Source organism: bacterium, assembly GCA_037200965.1.
Classification (GTDB): Bacteria; Patescibacteriota; Minisyncoccia; order Phycocordibacterales; family Phycocordibacteraceae; genus C7867-001.
Genome location: JBBCGK010000001.1, coordinates 75,440 through 93,639 on the forward strand (window position 1 = coordinate 75,440; position 18,200 = coordinate 93,639).

At 58.2% G+C, this 18,200-nt stretch carries 19 protein-coding genes; 17 read left to right on the forward strand and 2 right to left on the reverse strand.

Annotation, left to right across the window (positions count from 1 at the left end; genetic code table 11):
* The first annotated feature begins 78 nt into the window (after positions 1–78).
* From WDN10_00460 to mltG, 9 genes are all read left to right on the forward strand, one after another.
* The gene (locus tag WDN10_00460) at positions 79–984 is read left to right on the forward strand and encodes an IS30 family transposase (GenBank protein MEJ0053186.1); all 906 of its coding nucleotides are present in this window, start codon (positions 79–81) and stop codon (positions 982–984) included.
* A 598-nt stretch (positions 985–1,582) separates the two neighbouring features.
* A complete protein-coding gene (gene ychF, locus WDN10_00465) occupies positions 1,583–2,680 on the forward strand; it encodes a redox-regulated ATPase YchF (GenBank protein ID MEJ0053187.1) in 1,098 nt (365 codons plus the stop codon).
* A gap of 75 nt (positions 2,681–2,755) precedes the next feature.
* Complete coding sequence (locus WDN10_00470; protein MEJ0053188.1) at positions 2,756–2,971, forward strand: hypothetical protein; 216 nt, start codon at positions 2,756–2,758, stop codon at positions 2,969–2,971.
* A complete protein-coding gene (locus tag WDN10_00475) occupies positions 2,971–3,174 on the forward strand; it encodes a hypothetical protein (protein MEJ0053189.1) in 204 nt (67 codons plus the stop codon). The genes WDN10_00470 and WDN10_00475 overlap by 1 nt, the downstream gene beginning before the upstream one ends.
* A gap of 155 nt (positions 3,175–3,329) precedes the next feature.
* Positions 3,330–3,899, forward strand: coding sequence for a hypothetical protein (locus tag WDN10_00480; GenBank protein MEJ0053190.1), 570 nt, complete (start codon positions 3,330–3,332; stop codon positions 3,897–3,899).
* A gap of 19 nt (positions 3,900–3,918) precedes the next feature.
* On the forward strand, positions 3,919–6,771 hold the full coding sequence (locus tag WDN10_00485) for a class I tRNA ligase family protein (protein MEJ0053191.1): 2,853 nt from the start codon (positions 3,919–3,921) through the stop codon (positions 6,769–6,771).
* A gap of 36 nt (positions 6,772–6,807) precedes the next feature.
* Positions 6,808–7,881 (forward strand): sigma factor-like helix-turn-helix DNA-binding protein, encoded by a 1,074-nt coding sequence (locus WDN10_00490; protein MEJ0053192.1) that lies wholly within the window; start codon positions 6,808–6,810, stop codon positions 7,879–7,881.
* A gap of 70 nt (positions 7,882–7,951) precedes the next feature.
* Positions 7,952–9,301, forward strand: a complete 1,350-nt coding sequence (locus WDN10_00495) for a hypothetical protein (GenBank protein MEJ0053193.1) — start codon at positions 7,952–7,954, stop codon at positions 9,299–9,301.
* Positions 9,302–9,304: 3 nt separating this feature from the next.
* The gene (mltG, locus tag WDN10_00500) at positions 9,305–10,324 is read left to right on the forward strand and encodes an endolytic transglycosylase MltG (GenBank protein MEJ0053194.1); all 1,020 of its coding nucleotides are present in this window, start codon (positions 9,305–9,307) and stop codon (positions 10,322–10,324) included.
* A gap of 59 nt (positions 10,325–10,383) precedes the next feature.
* On the opposite strand, the gene WDN10_00505 is transcribed toward mltG, so the two are convergent.
* Positions 10,384–10,692, reverse strand: coding sequence for a hypothetical protein (locus WDN10_00505; protein ID MEJ0053195.1), 309 nt, complete (start codon positions 10,690–10,692; stop codon positions 10,384–10,386).
* Positions 10,693–10,772: 80 nt separating this feature from the next.
* Between WDN10_00505 and WDN10_00510 the strand changes: the two genes are divergently transcribed.
* The 8 genes from WDN10_00510 to WDN10_00545 all read left to right on the forward strand — a co-directional run bounded on the left by WDN10_00510 (position 10,773) and on the right by WDN10_00545 (position 16,075).
* Positions 10,773–11,681: an aminomethyltransferase beta-barrel domain-containing protein gene (locus WDN10_00510; GenBank protein MEJ0053196.1), complete on the forward strand. Its 909-nt coding sequence runs from the start codon at positions 10,773–10,775 to the stop codon at positions 11,679–11,681.
* 2 nt (positions 11,682–11,683) lie between these two features.
* A complete protein-coding gene (locus WDN10_00515) occupies positions 11,684–12,091 on the forward strand; it encodes a hypothetical protein (GenBank protein ID MEJ0053197.1) in 408 nt (135 codons plus the stop codon).
* A 3-nt stretch (positions 12,092–12,094) separates the two neighbouring features.
* Positions 12,095–13,015: an ATP cone domain-containing protein gene (locus tag WDN10_00520; protein MEJ0053198.1), complete on the forward strand. Its 921-nt coding sequence runs from the start codon at positions 12,095–12,097 to the stop codon at positions 13,013–13,015.
* 2 nt (positions 13,016–13,017) lie between these two features.
* The gene (locus WDN10_00525) at positions 13,018–13,806 is read left to right on the forward strand and encodes a PD-(D/E)XK nuclease family protein (GenBank protein ID MEJ0053199.1); all 789 of its coding nucleotides are present in this window, start codon (positions 13,018–13,020) and stop codon (positions 13,804–13,806) included.
* Positions 13,807–13,817: 11 nt separating this feature from the next.
* Positions 13,818–14,078, forward strand: a complete 261-nt coding sequence (locus WDN10_00530) for an MGMT family protein (protein MEJ0053200.1) — start codon at positions 13,818–13,820, stop codon at positions 14,076–14,078.
* Between the two features lie 281 nt (positions 14,079–14,359).
* Positions 14,360–14,746 carry a hypothetical protein gene (locus WDN10_00535; GenBank protein ID MEJ0053201.1) on the forward strand — a complete coding sequence of 129 codons (387 nt, stop codon included), beginning with the start codon at positions 14,360–14,362 and terminating at the stop codon, positions 14,744–14,746.
* A gap of 61 nt (positions 14,747–14,807) precedes the next feature.
* Positions 14,808–15,476, forward strand: a complete 669-nt coding sequence (gene ung, locus WDN10_00540) for a uracil-DNA glycosylase (GenBank protein ID MEJ0053202.1) — start codon at positions 14,808–14,810, stop codon at positions 15,474–15,476.
* Positions 15,477–15,496: 20 nt separating this feature from the next.
* The gene (locus tag WDN10_00545) at positions 15,497–16,075 is read left to right on the forward strand and encodes an HD domain-containing protein (protein ID MEJ0053203.1); all 579 of its coding nucleotides are present in this window, start codon (positions 15,497–15,499) and stop codon (positions 16,073–16,075) included.
* A gap of 4 nt (positions 16,076–16,079) precedes the next feature.
* On the opposite strand, the gene WDN10_00550 is transcribed toward WDN10_00545, so the two are convergent.
* Positions 16,080–18,053 (reverse strand): M13 family metallopeptidase, encoded by a 1,974-nt coding sequence (locus tag WDN10_00550; protein MEJ0053204.1) that lies wholly within the window; start codon positions 18,051–18,053, stop codon positions 16,080–16,082.
* Positions 18,054–18,200 lie beyond the last annotated feature (147 nt).

Genomic DNA, 18,200 nt, shown 5'->3' on the forward strand with positions numbered 1-18,200 from the left:
GAAACGCAACAACCCGTATTGAAAAGCGCATACCCGCAGGTACGCTAGGAGTGTTGAATCACCTAAGCACCAACGGGTATGCATACACACAATACGCGCGACATGCGCGTTTCGCTAGGCGCGCTCCTGCGCGCTGGTGTGAAGAAAGCTGGGATCGCGCGGCAACTGGGCGTCCACCGCTCGACCATCTCAAGGGAGTTGAAACGGAACGCGAAGAAGAACGGGCGGTATCACGCCACGCACGCGGACGTGCGTGCGAAGGCACGCCGCATGAAGAGCAAGGAGGCGGGACGCCTCCTTGCAAACAATCAGCAGTTGGCTGACCTTGTCGAGGCACTCCTTGACCCACTCGTCTCTCCAGAGGTGATCGCACACCTTCTCGACATATCGCACGAGACGATATACGCGTGGCTATATCGCACCCGTCCTGATCTGTTGGCTCGTCTGCCGCAGCGAGGAAGGAAGCGCCGCCGATATGGCTCAAAGCGTACGCAGAAACAAGGATGGACCAAGAACGTGCGTTCCATTGAGGAGCGCACAGAACCTGGCTGGGAGGGCGATACCGTCAAAGGCGCAGGTCGTGAACGCATCCTCACCCACGTGCACCAGAGCTTGTATCTCGTTGCCGACCTAATCCCGAACGGCACGGCAGATGTCGTGCATGCGGTACTGAAGTCGCATCAGAAAGTCACCGGGACCATCACGTACGACCGCGGGAGCGAGTTCGCACTCTGGCAGTTCATTGAACGTGATACCGATGCCACCGTGTACTTCGCACACGCACACCATCCGTGGGAGCGCGGGAAGAACGAGAATACCAATGGCCGCCTGCGGCGACCATTCCCCAAACGGCTGAACCTGGGTACCATATCCAAAGACGACCTTGCGGACGTGGTGGACCTCATGAACCACACGCCGCGGAAGTCTCTCTCCTGGCAGACCTCGTGCGTGCGCTTTGGGAAGGCGTGTTGCGTTTCAGATTAGAATTCAAGAGGTTTTCTTGCCAAGAAGGTACTTTGATTCTACTATGGCCTCCGGAAGGCGGCTCCTCGTTTAGGCCCGCTCGCCCGGTGCCAGATCCTCATCACCTTTGGCCCGGCGACCTGGTCAGCGCAGTCATAGATGCTATGCGACTCCTCGGAATCTTATGTAGTCGTGAGCCGCCTTCCGTAGCTCCATATAAGGCCTCCCCGGGCCTTATATTTTTTAAAGACAAGGACAGCTGGAAGCCGGGGCGGATTTACGGAGTCCGCCAAAGCACTTGACAAATATTACAAGATAGAACATACTTTACTTCAGAGTGTGTGGGTTCGGCACAATGCGTGTACGCTTGGTGTAGTTTTTATGCGGGCATCAGTGTCCTCATGAAAGCCGCTCGGTCCAGTGGAAATGGAAATAATGAAGCTGGATACGGCCGAACCCACTATTCTTTAGTTTGCATGGGCGGGACGACACATTCCTTCGGATCGCGTATGGCCCCCAGTCGCCGCGATGATCGAGGTCGAGTCTGTCGTCCCGCCCCAACAAGTCGCTTCTTCGGAGGCGGCTTTCTTTTTGTCCTGGAACCAGGTACTTTTGAATAATGCTCAAGATCGGCATCGTGGGCCTTCCGAACGTCGGCAAGTCGACGCTTTTTAATGCGCTCACCAAGCAGGCGGTACCCGCCGAGAATTATCCGTTCTGCACCATCGACCCTTCGGTCGGAATCGTCGGCGTTCCGGACGAGCGCGTTGCCGCCCTCGCCAAATTCTCGGGTTCCGAGAAAGTGATTCCCGCGGCGATCGAATTCGTCGACATCGCGGGACTCGTGAAAGGGGCGTCGAAAGGAGAGGGACTCGGGAACCAGTTCCTCACGCACATCCGTGAAGTGGACGCGATACTCGAGGTCGTGCGCTTTTTCGACGATGCCGACGTGCTTCATGTGCACGGGGATGTCGAGCCCGTCCGGGACATGGAAATCATCAACCTCGAACTCGTCCTCGCCGACAGCCAGGTCGTCGTCGCCCGTCTTGACCGCCTTACGCGGGACGTAAAGGCGGGGATGAAGGAAGCAGTTGCGGAAGCTGTAGTGCTCAAGAAGCTCGAGCAGGCCCTTTCCTGCGGCACGTTCGCCAACCATGCCGGACTCACCTTGGAAGAGCTGAAGCTCGTAAAAACGCTCAACCTCCTTACCTTGAAGCCTGTCCTCTATGCCTTCAACGGCAAGTCGGGCGGGCACAACCTCGACGAGCTCAATGACGGCCGGGCCGAGCGCGCGTTCGCGTACGTGAAGGAGCAGAAAGCCGGCTATGTGCTCGTCGACGCAGCCACCGAGCGGGAACTCAACGATGTCGCCGATGATGACCGGGAAGGCTTCCGCCGGGAGCTCGGCGTTCCGGTAGACGGGCTCGGGGAGCTTATCCGCAAAAGCTACGACACCGTCGGCCTCATTTCATACTTTACGACCGGACCCAAGGAAACCCGCGCGTGGACCGTTTCGAAGGGAAGCACGGCTCCGGTTGCCGGAGCCGCAATTCATACCGATTTCCTCGATAAATTCATCCGCGCGGAAGTTATCGCTGCCAAGGATCTTCTCCTGGCGGGCTCGTACGCCGCCGCGCGGGAGAAAGGTCTGGTGCGCACGGAAGGGAAGGAATACGTGGTACAGGACGGGGACGTGATGGTGTTCCTGCACGGTTGACAAAGCGGAGTCCTATGTGTTAGGGTTCCTCCGGCCGTTCACAAGAGCGGTTCTTCCCAACTACAGGAGTTAGTCATGAAACTGAGGGGATTGGCCGCGGCGCTTGCCGTCGCGGTAGCGGGTGGCAGTCTCGGAGGCTGCGCGAGTAGCGGGCTCACGCTCATCACGGGCGATCACAATACTGTGACGCAGAGCAATGGCATCACTATCACGGCATCCAAGCTGCAGTACCCAGACGCTGACCGGGCACGGCTTTCTCGGCTCATCACGCAGACGAGCGGGAGCCGGTGATGGAACACATCAATTTCTACGCCATGAGCGGATTCACGATCCTTCTCGTGACCCTCACAACGCTCGCATTCGGATTCGCGCCGGGCCTTCGCCGGTGGGGATTCCTCGGAGGACTGATCTTCTGGACGGTCTTCGGCATGGTGATTCTTGCAAAGTATTTCCACGCCATTGACCTCATCCGGTATGTCATTCCGCACCGATAACAGCAGAGCGGAATCAGGGCTTCTTTGTCGCTTGGAGCATCATCTCTAAGTTTCAGAAAAGGCCCGGGCTGCAGAACGCGCCCTTGATTCCCGCCAAGCCACGAGAAAACCTCTCGTGGTTTTCTTGTTTTCACGTATGGTATAATCAGCGTCCTATGGACCACACAACCTTTCCGCCCGTTCCGAAAGAACATCATCCGAGATTCGTCAAATGGGCCGTCGTTATCGGCATCGTCGTCGTCCTGAATGTTTTCTTCGTCGTCCTTATCTCGCTGGTCCTTCCTTCGCCCCAGTATGCCGACTTCTGCCCGCAGGCGCAGGTGGTTCCCACATATGATACCGAAGCGTCCTGCACAAAGGCGGGCGGCCAGTGGACCGCGACCCCGAACAACCTGACCGAGCCGACGGAAGCGAAGCAGCCGAAAGTAATCGGGTACTGCAACCCCGACTACTCGTGCAATCAGAAGTTCACCGCCGATTCAAGCGAACACGAAAGGAACGCCTTCATCGCGCTCGTTGCCCTTGGCGTCGTCGCGCTCATCGCGGGCGTCTTCGTTCCGGGCTCCTCGATCGTATCCTCGGGCCTCGCCTACGGCGGCGTGCTTTCCTTCGTGATCGCATCTGTGAGCTACTGGGGCGATGCGGGCAGCTGGATACGGCTCGGCATTTCCCTCATCGCGCTTATAGCCCTTCTCTATATCGGCCTTAAGCGATTCAAGGATTAGGGATTGAGGCGGCCCCGTTATGGCAAAAAAAGGATACGATCATGCATCCATAGAGCGGAAATGGCAGGAGCGGTGGAAAGAGCAGGACATCTATCGCACTTCCGAAGATCCGCAAAAGAAAAAAGCCTATGTGCTTGATATGTTCCCGTACCCTTCCGGAGAGGGGCTGCATGTCGGGCACCCGAAAGGATATATCGCGACCGACGTGTATTCTCGGCACATGCGCATGCGCGGAAGAAGCGTCCTTCATCCGATGGGATGGGATGCGTTCGGCCTTCCCGCTGAGAACTACGCCCTCAAGCACAAGGTGCACCCGAAGGTCGCGGTCGGGAAGAACATCGCGCGCTTCAAAGAGCAGCTCGCGAAAATCGGCTTCGACTACGACTGGTCCCGCGAGATCAACACGACCGATCCGAAATACTATAAGTGGACGCAGTGGATATTTCTGAAGCTCCTCGAGCACGGGCTCGCATACCAGTCGAACGAGCCGATCAACTGGTGCCCGTCGTGCATGACGGGACTTGCGAACGAAGATCTCGACGGGAACGTGTGCGAGCGCTGCGGCACGCCGGTCGAAAAGAAAAAGCTTCCGCAATGGGTGCTTAAGATCACCGACTATGCCGACCGGCTCCTCGCCGATCTCGACGCGCTCTCCTGGCCCGAGCACATCAAGCAGGCGCAGCGCAACTGGATCGGCCGGAGCGAGGGACTCGTCTTCGCTTCACCGGTCAAGGATACGGATATGGTCCTCGAGACCTTCTCGGCACACTTCGAAGCCTTCAAGGCCGATACGTTCCTCGTTATCGCGCCTGACCATCCGCTTTTGCCGCAGCTCGTCGCAGGCCTGCCGGAAGAGAAGAAGGTTCTTGCCGAAGCCGGGAAAATGGTCGAGAAGCGGGAGGCCGCGGGCCTCGGGGGCGTTAAAGACATCGAAGGCGTCTTCACGGGAAGATACACCGTGGATCCCGTGGGAAACGGGGAACTTCCGATATGGGTTGCAAGCTACGCGCTTGCCGACTACGGCACCGGCATCGTGAAGTGTTCCGCGCATGACGAGCGCGACTTCGCGTTCGCAAAGAAATACGGCATTCCGCTCAAGGAAGTGCTCGAGCCGGTACATACGCAAACGGACAATTCGTCCGCGTTCCGGAAAGACGAGCCGTACGTCGACAACTACGGCGTGATCGTCGTGCTTAAGCACTGGGCCGAGGACAAGTATCTGGGCCTTCGCTGGAAGAACGCCCCTGACTGGGGAACCCTCCTCACCGGAGGCATCGACGAGGGCATGTCGCCCGAAGACACGGTGCTCAAGGAGATCCGGGAGGAAACGGGATATACGAGCGCGAAGATCGCCAAAAACCTCGGCAAAGTGCACGGCCGCTATTATCATGTCCCGAAGCAGCTTAACCGCTTCGGTCATACGCCAATGTTCCTCGTGGAGCTTCAAAACGGGGAGCGAAACGAGATAAGCGAGGACGAGCAGGCCCGGCATGAACTCCTCTGGCTCACGAAAGACGAAATGCATTCCTTTCTGACCGCCGAGACGCATAAATACGCGTTCCGGAAAGCCACGGAGGACGTGTGCTGGACCGACATGCAAAACGGCATCCTGAACGCGCCGGAGGAATTCGCGGGAAAGATCGCCGCCGACTGCCGTGAAGCGATAGCGGACTATGCGGTACAAAACGGCCTTGCCCGCAGAAAGACCGTCTACAAAATCAAGGACTGGGTCTTTTCCCGCCAAAGGTACTGGGGGGAACCGATCCCGATCGTGCATTGCGAGAAAGACGGCGCCGTTCCCGTGCCCTATGAGGACCTTCCCGTGCTTCTTCCGGAAGTGGAATCATACGAGCCGACCGGCACCGGCGAGTCTCCGCTTGCCGCGATCACGGACTGGGTGAATACGCGCTGCCCGAAGTGCGGAGGTCCCGCAAAGCGCGAGACCAACACCATGCCGCAGTGGGCCGGATCCTCCTGGTATTACCTCCGCTATATGGATCCGCATGACGATACGCAGCTTGTTTCCACCAAGGATGAGAAGTATTGGGCGCCGGTCGACGTGTATGTGGGAGGCGACCATGCCGTTCGGCATCTCATCTATGCCCGCTTCTGGCACAAGTTCCTTTACGATACCGGCTTCGTCTCGACCGCGGAACCCTTCGCGCGGCTCGAGTTCCTGGGCTTCATTCTCGCCGAGGACGGACGAAAGATGAGCAAGCGATTGGGTAACGTCATCAACCCGGATGATGTCGTGGCCGAATACGGAGCGGACGCGCTTCGTCTCTATACGCTTTTCATGGGGCCGTTTGAAAATACGACGAGCTGGAGCACGGGCTCCATCGCAGGTACGTCGCGCTTCATCGAGCGGATCATCAAGGCATCGGGCACGGTGCAGGAAGACCGGGTAGCAGCGTTGGATGCGCTCCTCCATCAAACCGTCAAAAAGGTCAGCGAGGATATCGAGGCGTTTAAATTCAACACGGCGGTCAGCCAGATGATGATTTTCATGAACGCGCTTGAGAAGGCCGGAAGCATTGGAAAAGGGCAATGGGGGGTATTCCTGCGCCTTCTTGCGCCGTTTGCGCCGCACGTGACCGAAGAGCTCTGGGAAACGCTTGGGGAGACGCCTTCGATACACCTCGCGCCGTGGCCCGAATACGACCCCGCGCTCCTTATTGAAAGCGCGGTCGAGATCGTCGTGCAGGTAAACGGCAGGCGGAGGGGGTCGATAACGCTGAGTCCCGACGCTTCGGAGAGCGAAGCGTTTGAAATGGCTAAAGAGGTGCCCGCGGTCGTCGCGGCGCTTGGCGGAAAAGAGCCGGGAAGGGTCGTGTATGTTCCGGGTAAAATCCTTAATTTGGTGGCCGCTTGACGCAAAACGGCCCTAGGTGTATAAATAAGACCATATATGGCAACTAAAACGAAGACGGGCGCGAAAAGCACAAAAGTAGGCGGCGCTGCCGTCACTTTCGACAATGCGGGACTCGTGAAAAAGCTCCTTGCGGAGGTGCCTGAGCGCGCCCGCGAGGTGCTTATTTTCCGCTTCGGGCTTGGCACGAGCGCTACCCGCGAGACCCTTGAAGCTATCGGCGACCGCTGGGGCGTCACCCGCGAGCGCGTTCGCCAGATCGAGAACGCGGGCCTTGAAGCGGTACGCGCTTCGAAGGCGTTCGAAGACGCCGAAGAGTCGTTTTCGCAGCTTGAGGCGTATATCGAGTCGCTTGGCGGCATCGTTCCCGAGGACGAGCTTCTCGGCGGCCTCGCAAAGGACGAAAAGAGTCGGAACCGGTTCCGCTTCCTTCTCGTCGTCGGCAGCGCCTTCTTCCGCGAGCGCGAGACCGATGATTTCTATGCCCGCTGGCACGTCGACCATAAGACGGCCGAGAAAGTGCACGATGCCCTCACGAGCCTCTATTCCTCGCTTGAGGACGAAGACGTGCTTCCGGAAGGAGAACTCCTCTCGCGCTTTCTCGAGGAACTCAAGGGAGTCAACACCGCATACCAGACCGAATCCATCCTCAAGCGCTGGCTCTCGCTCTCGAAGACCATCGCCTGCAATCCGCTTTCCGAGTGGGGCCGCGCTTCGTGCTCGTCGGTCCGCACCAAGGGTATCCGCGACTACGCATACCTTGCCGTAAAGCAGGCGGGGAAGCCGCTTCACTTCAGCGAGGTGGCGAAGGCGATCAGCGATCTCTTCTCGAAGAAGGCGCATGTCGCGACGACCCATAACGAGCTCATCAAGGACGAGCGCTTCGTGCTCGTCGGCCGCGGCCTCTACGCGCTTAAGGAGTGGGGCTATGCGCCGGGAATCGTGCGCGAAGTCGTCGCAGATGTTCTCAAGAAGAACGGTCCGATGACCAAGGAGCAAGTGATCGCGGAGGTGAAGAAGAGCCGGTACGTGAAGGACAATACCGTGCTCGTGAACCTCAACGACACCCGCTACTTCAAGCGCCAGAAGAACGGCACGTACGCGCTCGCGTAACCTTTTCCCGATACAGCGCTTCGACGCGCCCCTTGCGGGGCGCGTCGTGCGTTATACTTAAGACGTGAGCATGCTCCCTTTCTACGACGCGCTTGAAAAGAAAATTAAGAAATCGAAGGAGCAATCGGGCTTCGGGCTCGCTCCGTGGCCTTTGTTCTTCGCGGGGCTTGCAATGCTCTTCGCGATACTTGTCGTCGCGCCGTCCATCATCCTGCCCGCGCTTTCCTTGGCCTTTTTCCTCCTGCCTTTGTGGCTTCCGCTCGCGCTTGTGGGTACGGCTTGGGAGATATGGGTCGACCTTAAGCGTTCGGAGTTCATCGCGTCCCAGGAATACATCCTTCTTGAGATCAAACCCCCGCGCATGATCGAGAAGACGCCGCTTGCCATGGAGGCCGTGCTCTCAGGCCTCCACCTCTCGCCCGGCGAAGGGACCTGGTATAAGAAGTATATTAAGGGCGCGGTGCGGCCATGGTGGTCGTTCGAAATCGCGTCGCTTGAGGGCCAGGTGCACTTTTTCGTCTGGACGCGCGCGGGATACCGCCGCATCATCGAGACCCAAATATACGCCCAGTATTCGGGTGCGCAGGTCGTCGAGGTACAGGACTATACGAGGATGATTAATGCCGACCCCGGCGAATGGGAAATATGGGGCTGCGACTTTACCGAAAGCAAGGCCGGTCCGTACCCGATCCGCACCTACGTCGACTACGGTCTCGACAAGGTGGCAAAGGAACCCGAGCAAGTGGATCCTCTCTCGAACCTCATCGAGTTCATGGGCTCAATGGGCAAAGGCGAGTATCTTTGGCTCCAGCTGCCGATACGCGTGCATAAGGGAGAAAAGTACAAGAAGCTCAATAAAGAGGGGAAGTCCTATACTTGGAAAGACGAGGCGAAAGAAGTTGTCGAAGAGCTCCGGAAGAAGACCGTAACGAAGTTCAAGGATCCGGCGACGGGCGTCTCGATGGAGGGATTCCCGAACCCGACCAAGGGTCAGATGGAGACGATCGCCGCCATCGAACGGAACGTTTCGAAGCTGCCGTTTGACGTCGGTGCCCGCGGGGTTTACATTTCGCGCCCCGAGAGCTTTTCACCCACGACGATCGCGGGACTCACCGGCATTTTCAAGCAGTTCAGCTCGGAGGAGTGGAACGGCTTCAAGCCCGCACGCTGGATGACGGCTTTCAACGATTACCCGTGGGAATTTAATGTCGACCACCGCAAGAATAAGACCCGCAAGGCACTTATCGAAGCCTATCGCCGCCGGAGCTTCTTCTATCAGCCTTTCAAAGGCGAATACATGACCATGAGCACCGAGGAGCTTGCGACCATTTACCATATCCCGTCGGGCGCTACCGAGACGCCGGGCTTCCAGCGCATCCAGTCCTCGACGTCGGACGCGCCGGTTAACCTTCCGACCTAAGGCATGCAGGAAGAATCATCGGGTATGCGGGATGCCGTGTCGTTTGCGGGGACGGCGCTCGAGCTCCACTTCGCGGGCTATACCCGGGCGCAGGCGCTCGCGCTGCTTGTCGCGCTTGCACTCGTTTTCTCCGGCTATTGGCTCCTTATCCGTCCTCCCTCCGCATTTCCCACGGGAAGCATCGTCACCGTTCCTTCGGGGCTCGCGGTTTCGGGCGTCGCGAAAGTGCTTGCCGAAGATAACGTTGTCGCATATCCGCGGCTTCTCTCGGTTATCCTTCGCCTAAGCGGAAACGCCGCGCACGTCCAGGCGGGAGACTACAGCTTAGAGGAACCGCTCGGACTTGCGCATGTCGCATACCGGCTCGCAGCGGGCGATTTCGATCTTGATCCCGTGCGTGTCACCTTGCCCGAAGGCCTCACGGCCCGCGAAATGGGTCTCATATACGCAAGGAGTTTCCCGGAGATAACGGCCGAGAACTTCAGGACAGCGGGGGAGCGGTACGAAGGCTATCTGTTCCCCGATACATATCTGTTTCTTCCGAATGCGAAGGCCGCGGACGTCATTGCCACGATGCGGACTAATTTCGATACGAAAGTGGCTAGCGTGACTCCGGAGATCAATGCTTCCGGCCATTCCTTTTCTGACGTGATTATCATGGCTTCAATCCTCGAGCGGGAAGCGAAGACATCGGAGGATAAGCGCATGGTCGCGAGAATTCTCTGGAACCGCATCAGGATCGGCATGCCGCTCCAGGTCGATGCGGTCTTCGGCTATATCCACGGACGCGACACCTACTCTCCGACGTTCGCCGATCTTGAAGTGGATTCCCCGTACAATACCTATCGCAACAAGGGGCTTCCGCCGGGTCCCATCGGCAATCCGGGCCTTGATTCGATCGAGGCGGCGGCAACCCCCGCAAAAACCGCCGACCTCTACTACCTCACGGGCTTCGACGGGCAGATGCACTATGCGAAGACGTTTGAGGAGCATAAAGCGAACAGGTCAAAGTACTTACGATAAAAAGCGAAGCGCGCGACTCGCACCGGATGGTGTCGTGTCGCGCGCTTGTCTGTCCTTGCCTATGCACGGATGGTGTCCTTCTTGGCGTCGAAGTAGTCTTGGGGCCGCCCGCTGCACACGCAGCGGATGTCGACCAGTTCGTTGTGCCAGAGTACAAGCCATTCCTCCTTTCGAAGGCCGTAGATATCGTTGTCGAACACAAGAAGCCACGAAACGTCTCCGATCATGCGGACCCGCATGGAAAGATTGGTTCCGCTCTCGATGTGTCCCGCCCGCTGTCCGTTCCGCGAATCCTTGAGCCAGATCGTGCCGTAGGTTGTAAGCGTGATTTCAGCCGCTTCTTCACGCGGCAACTCATGGATACTCATCTGCCCTCCGTTGCAACAGTCCCTACACGTGGAGACTACGCACGATGGCGGAGATTGTCAAACCATGATTTGCTGTCGACATGCATGTTCAGGGAAAGAAAGTATTCCTCGGTCTCTCCGGAGGCGTCGACTCCGCCGTGTCCGCCGCTCTTTTGAAGGGGCAGGGAGCGCAGGTGATCGGCGTGTTCATACAAGGCTGGTACCCTCCCGGAATGCCCTGCACCTGGGCGGAGGACAGGCGCGATGCCATGCGGGTGGCAGCGCATCTTCAAATACCTTTTTTAACGCTCGACGCGAGCTCGGAATACAAGAAAGGAGTTATCGACTATCTGCTTGCCGAATACGCCGCGGGCCGGACTCCGAATCCCGATGTGATGTGCAATAAGGAGGTGAAGTTCGGGGTCTTTTATGATTTCGCGATGGCGCACGGTGCCGACTGTATCGCGACCGGACACTATGTCTCCGGAGAGAAAGATCAGCGATACTTTCTCTGGGCGGTGCCGAAAGAAGTTCTCGGGAAGACGGTCTTTCCGGTCGGAAATATGGAAAAGAGCGACGTGCGGCGGCTTGCAAAGCAGTTCGGGCTTCCCGTATCCGGGAAGCCCGACAGCCAGGGCGTGTGCTTCCTGGGTTCCGTATCCGTGAAGGAGTTTCTGAGGCAAGAGCTTGGCGAGGATGCGGCGCTCCTCCATACCGTCGGAGAGCGTGTTGACGGGAAGTTCGTCGTCGGGAAAGAAGGCGGGCATCTCGTGCTTTCAGACACGCCTTGTGCTATTCCCCATGATATCAGGTTCCGCGACGCAAACTGGTTTCTCGATTCTTCGAAGATAACGAGCGCCCAGGTACGCTATCGCTCCCCTCATATTCCCGGCAGGGTTTCGGGCAGCACTTTCGTTCCCGCAGAACCTCTTACGGAACCCATAGCGCCGGGCCAGTCCGTCGTTTTCTACGATGGCGGGGAAATGGCGGGCGGTGGTATCATGGAGTGACTATGGGGAAGCTGCATGCCCGGATCGCGATCGGTGCCTTTATCATCGTCAGTATCGCCGTGTTCGCATTTTTCATAGCGCATACCGAAGACGGCGCGGTGCCGGAGAAAGCGACGGAATCCGGCGCGCCTGCCGCAAGCCTCGTTTCAGTCAAGAAAACCGCCTCGAAAGGAGTGCTTACGATAACCGGGAGCGTCCGCACGCCCACTCCCTGCTATACGCTCGATGCGAAGGCGCAGACCGCATCGACCACGCCTCCGAGCATCCGCGTCGATCTCACGGTTCCGCCGGATGACGGCATCTGCCTTCAAAAGAGCGCGGACCAGCCGTTCTCCCTTAAGATTTCCGGAGCCGCGACGGCACCGCTGTTCGTCTATCTCAACGGCGAGACCGCAACGACGACTCCTTAGCACATGCCGAACATCCTCAAATCAAACGGTGAGATAGAGGCGTTCGATCCCGCAAAGCTCGTGGCCTCGCTCATGCGCTCCGGGGCGGGAGAACATACCGCCGAGCGCATCGCCGATACCATCTCGCGCACGGTAACGGAAGGGGCGCGAAGCGACGAGATATACCGGAGGGCGTTCGCGCTTCTCCGGAAGGAAGCGCGCCCGGCCGCCGCCCGCTATTCGCTCCGGAGGGCGATGCTCGAAATCGGACCGACCGGGTTTCCGTTCGAGGATTTCGTCTCGCATCTCTTCAAGCACGAGGGCTGGCAGGTGGAAACGAGGAAAATCATGCAGGGTAAGTGCGTGCCGCACGAAGTCGACGTGTATGCGACCCGGCCTCTGGCAGGATCTAAGACAGGGGAAGTGGAAACCGTCGCGGCGGAACTCAAATACCATAACGATCCGGGGTATAAGACGGACGTGAAGATCGCACTCTACGTGAAAGCGCGGTTCGAGGATATCTGGCACTGCGATCCCAGGGAGCGGACCTGCCCGGTCGACCGCGGCGTCCTCATCACCAATACCAAATTCACGAGCCAAGCCATCCAGTACGCCGAATGCGCGGGCCTCGAGCTTGTCGGCTGGAGCTATCCGCTCCACGACAGCCTCTATGAGCGAATGTACCGCGCCCGCGTCTATCCCGTCACCTCCCTTACGACCCTCAAGGTATCCGAAAAGAAGTTGTTCATGCAGGCGGGCGTCATCGCCTGCGACATGCTCCGGCCCCGCCGCGAACTCTTCGCCGAGTTCCATATTTCTCCCGCGCGCGTCGGGGAGATACTCGCGGAAGCCGAGGCCCTGTGCTCGCTTCCGTATGCTCCCGACACCATGGTCCCCGATCCGGATTCGGAAGCGGTGCGGCGAACTACGGAACCCATCGTCTGACCATGGCCGATTTCAAGAAGCAATACAACCCGAACCGGAGCGCCGACTGGAACTATGGCGGGGGCAAATGGCGGCTCTCCCGCTCGAAGATAGAGCTGTTCAACGAATGCCCGCGCTGTTTCTATCTCGACAACAAGCTCGGTACCGGGCGTCCCCGCGGCCCCGCGTTCACGCTCAACATCGCCGTCGACGCGCTCCTCAAGAAGGAGTTCGACGCGCACCGTGCGAACGCGAGCGCGCACCCGCTCATGGAGCGCTACGGGATAGATGCCGTTCCGTACGCGCATGCCAAGCTCGATACCTGGCGCGAGAATTTCGAAGGCATCGAATATCTCCATGAGCCGACGGGCTTCCGGATATCGGGAGCCGTCGACGATATATGGGTCAACTCCAAAGGCGAGCTGATCGTCGTCGACTATAAGGCGACATCGAAGAATGGAACGATCACCTCGCTTTCGGATTCCTCCTGGGAAGGGTCATACAAGCGCCAGATGGGCGTGTATCAATGGCTCTTAAAGAACAACGGGTTCTCCGTGTCGAACACCGGTTATTTCGTGTACGCGAACGCGAGTTCGGACGAGGATGCGTTTGACGGAAAGCTCGAGTTCGAGGTTACCGTCGTGCCCTGCGAAGGCGATACGGCCTGGATAGACGAAGTGCTGCCGAGGATCAAGGAAACGCTCGACTCGGATGCCATTCCACCCGTCGGAGAGACCTGCGAATACTGCCCGTACCGCGAGCATGCCGGAAAGAAGCTGTTGGCGCTTCAGAAAAAGGCGAGAGGGAAGTAATATTGGGGGATATGAAGAAAGCTGATTTTGCGGAGCGGGTAAGGGCCATCGTGCGGAAGATTCCGAAAGGGCAGACCCGCACCTATGGGCAAATCGCCGCGGCAGCGGGACGCCCGGGAGCTGCGAGGGCGGTGGGCACCGTGATGTCGAATAACTATGATAAGACCGTGCCGTGCCACCGCGTTATCCGCGCGGACGGCAAGATCGGGGAATATAACCGTGGAGGCCCAGCGAAGAAACGCGCGCTTTTGAGGACGGAGGGCGCGCTTTAGGAAGCCACAGGTGCATAAGCGATTGACCGCCCGCAAGGCGGTGTTAATCTTCCCTTCGGAGAAAGCACACTCCGTGGCGCAATTGGTCCGGTCGGACCGATAGAAGGGAGATTGACATGCTTATCATCCGTACGGTGCTGTTTTTTGTTGCGTTTATTGCCGTCTCCGCGGATGCAAAAGTCCGCAGCCCGGCACCTCAGCAACCCGCCCCTGCGGGAGCCCGGGTTGCCGTCCTGTACGCCGCTACGCAAAAACTTCGAGTGTCCGTCATGCAGGCATGTATGCGGCGCAACAACTTGAAGAAAGACTGCCATACTCCTGTCACAATCGGCTGCACGTTATTCCAGCCGTACCTTGGAGGAGATATTCCCGTCGCTACGTTCGCCGGGAGCTTCGGGGAAGACGCCTTCGTACTTGCAGCCGTTTCCGGAACCATCGCCACCGTGTACACGGATGCCAGGCACGATGGAAAACTCGACCATATCCAGATCCTCGCTGCCGATACCGGTTCGCCCCGGGAAATGGAAGCTTTGCGGATCCAAACTGTCGAAGTGCTTAAGAGAGACAAGGCCCGCGGCGCGCCGCTTTCCCAACAAAGTTTCGCGCAGCAGGTCGAGAGTTTCGGATCCTGCATGCGCGAAGCTGTGGAAACCGAAACCCGTCATTAGCATATTCAAGTTCCTGGCGCGTCCCGTTTCCCGGGGCGCGCTTGCTTGTATACTGCAAGCTATGGAAGTGAAAATCGACCCGTCCTGGAAGGATAAGCTCGCGGGGGAATTCGACGAGCCGTACTTCAAGGAGCTTGCCGAATTCGTGCGGGGCGAATACAAAAGCGGGAAGGTCTATCCGCTCCCGAAGAACATCTTCCGCGCGTTCGAGCTGTGTCCGTTCGGGAAGGTGAAGGTTGTAATTCTCGGCCAGGACCCGTACCACGGGGCGGGACAAGCGAATGGGCTTTCGTTTGCCGTCGAATCGAATATCGCCGTACCGCCGTCGCTTCAGAATATCTTCAAAGAAATAGAGAACGAATTCGGGAAGCCCCTGGTACACACCGACGGCGACCTTTCGCGCTGGGCAGTGCAGGGTGTGCTTCTCCTTAACGCCACCCTTACGGTACGCGCGCGGCTCGCGGGCTCGCACCAGGGTAAAGGCTGGGAGAAATTCACCGATGCCGTCGTGCGGGTCCTTTCCGAGGAACGGGAGCATCTGGTTTTCATGCTCTGGGGCAATTATGCGAAGCAGAAGGGCGCGCATATCGATCGTACGAAGCATCTGGTGCTCGAGTCGGCGCACCCCTCGCCTTTCTCCGCCGCGAACGGATTTTTTGGGAATGGGCATTTCAAAAAGGCGAATGAATACCTTATCGAACAAGGAGAGGCTCCCATAGACTGGCTCTAGTATTTCGATATACTCGGCGCATGAACCACACTCCGGAAATAAAGAAGGCGATACAGTTCGCCGCGCGCAAGCACCACGGGCAGTTCCGCGCCGAGGCGGAGCCGCTTCCGTACGTGACGCACTTGTTTTCGGTCGCGCTGCTCCTTGCGGAAGGCGGAGCGGGCGATGAGGTCGTGATCGCCGGGCTTCTCCACGATACGCTTGAGGATACGGATACTACGCCCGAAGAATTGGAGAAGGCGTTCGGGTCACGGGTATTGAGGCTTGTAGAAGCGGTAACGGAACCTAAGCTGGGGCTGAATGGCGAGCAACTTTCTTGGCGGGCTATGAAAGAGTTATGTGTCAAACAACTTCAAGACGGGCCGGACGGAGCGCTTATGGTTTCTGCCGCCGACAAAATCGACAACATAGAATCCAAGGTCGCTGCGTTCGGTCGCGAAGGAGCCGCCCTCCTTGCCCGTTTTTCTCAAAAACCAGAAAGCTACCTCTGGTACCACGGCGCGGTGCTTGAAGAGGCGCGGAAGCGCCTTTCGGGGCCGCTCCTTGAGCGTTTCAAGCGTGCGTATGAGCGTGAACGGATAACGTTCGGAGCCCTTTAAGTGACTACCAGATCCTTGCCCGCTCTTTCGGCTCCCGATAGAGCTTGTCTCCTTTACGCACGCCGAAGGCCTCATAGAACTCCGGAAGGTTCGAGACGGGACCGTTGATTCGGAATTCTCCCGGAGAGTGGGGATCGGTAAGAACTTGCATCTTTACAAACTCCGGGCGCACAACCTCCCGCTCGAACAGTGCGAATCCGAGGAAGAACCGCTGCTCGGGCGTAAAGCCCTGGATAGCCTCGCGCTTCCCGGTACGCGAAAGGGCGGCCTGGTACGCATCGAAGGCGATGGATGCGCCGCCGAGATCGGCGATATTCTCTCCGAGCGTGAGCTTGCCGTTTACGGGCACGCCGTCCGCGACCCGGTACTGATCAAACTGCTTCTCGACAAGCTTCGCCTTTTTCATGAACCGCTTCCGGTCTTCCTTGCTCCACCACGCCCGCATGTTTCCTTTCCCGTCGAACTTCGATCCTTGATCGTCAAAGCCGTGCGTTATTTCGTGCCCGATGACCGCGCCGATGCAGCCGTAGTTTATGGCATCATCCGCCGAGAGATCGAAGAACGGCGGCTGGAGAATCCCGGCAGGGAATACGATCTCGTTCATGTTGAAGTTGCAGTACGCGTTCACGGTCTGCGGGTACATACCCCATTCGCTGCGGTCGATCGGACGGCCGAGCTTCTTCATTTCGCGGCGGTGTTCGAACTTTGCAGAACGCACGAGGTTCCCGAAATAGTCGTCCGTCCGGACGACCAATCCGCGATACGAACGCCACTTATCCGGGTATCCGATCTTCCGGTTCATCTGGCTGAGCTTCCGTACCGCTTTCTTTTTGGTGTCCGGAGTCATCCAGTCGAGATACTTGATCCGCTTCTCGTATGCTGCAAAAAGATCGTCCACAAGACCGTTCATGCGAAGTTTCGCTTCGGACGTGAAGTGCTCCTTCACGTATGCTTGCCCGAGAAGCTCTCCAAGGCTTCCGCTGGTTGCCGCAAGCGAGCGCCGCCACAGCGGTTTAAGCTGCTTGCTGCCCATGAGGGTTTTCCCGTAGAACGCGAATTGCTGCCGTACGAATGCGCGTGAAAGCGCACCGGCGAAGTCGTTTATAAGGTGCCACCGGAAATAGACCTTCCAATCCGCGAGCGGCACCGTCTTAAGCATGCCGTTTACGGCCTTCAGGAATCCGGGCTGCGTAACGATGAGGTCGCCGGAACACGCCGCGCCGATGGAATTCAGATATCGCTTCCAGTCGATGCCCGGAGCGATCTTCCGGAGCGCTGACGGAGAAACCTTGTGATAGGTTTTCTCAAGGTCGCGGGCAAGTTCCTTTTTCATGGAAGCCCTGGCGAGCATCGTTTCGATACGCATGACGGTTTCGGACGCGGTCGTACAATCCTTGGGAGAAAGTCCGAGCAGCCTGTGCATGGCTTCGATGTGCCGGACGTATGCGCCGCGCACGCGCTTCGATTCGGCGTCGTCCTTGAGGTAATAATCGCGGTCGGGCATGCCGAGTCCGTCCTGTTGGAGATAGAGGGCGTATCGTTCGCTGTTCTTCAGGTCCTGGTCGATCATGCCGCCCCAGAGGACTCCGATTCCGAGTGTGTGGAATTCCGCGGTGAGAGAAAGGAGGTCTTCCGTGGTTTGAACGCGCCCGATACGGGAGAGCCACGGCGCAAGGGGAGCGGCTCCCAGCTTCTCCCGTCTCTTTTCATCAAGACCCGAGCGATAGAAGTCGCGGATCATCTGTTCCGGAGAACCGGCAGCATAGCGGCCGCGGGCTATGCGCTCGACAAGCTTTTTGAGTTGCTTGTCAGTTTCCGCCCGAAGCGTCGAGAAGGTTCCCCAGCGGGACTCGTTCGCCGGGATTTTCGCTTTCCTGAGCCACGTACCATGCGCATGGCGGAAGAAGTCGTCTTGCGGGCGAACGTTCGTATCCATGCCCCGCACGTCGAATCCCCAATGCTTTCGTGTTTGTTTCATGCGGATATCTTAGCCGAATGTGTAGGGAATCGCTAAGAGCTTGACAAGATATCAACTTCCAACTACTATATTTACGGTAACCCTGAGGAGGCGCCAGAGTGGCGCAAGATCGATGAGGATATTGTTTGCACTGCTCGGTGCACCGGC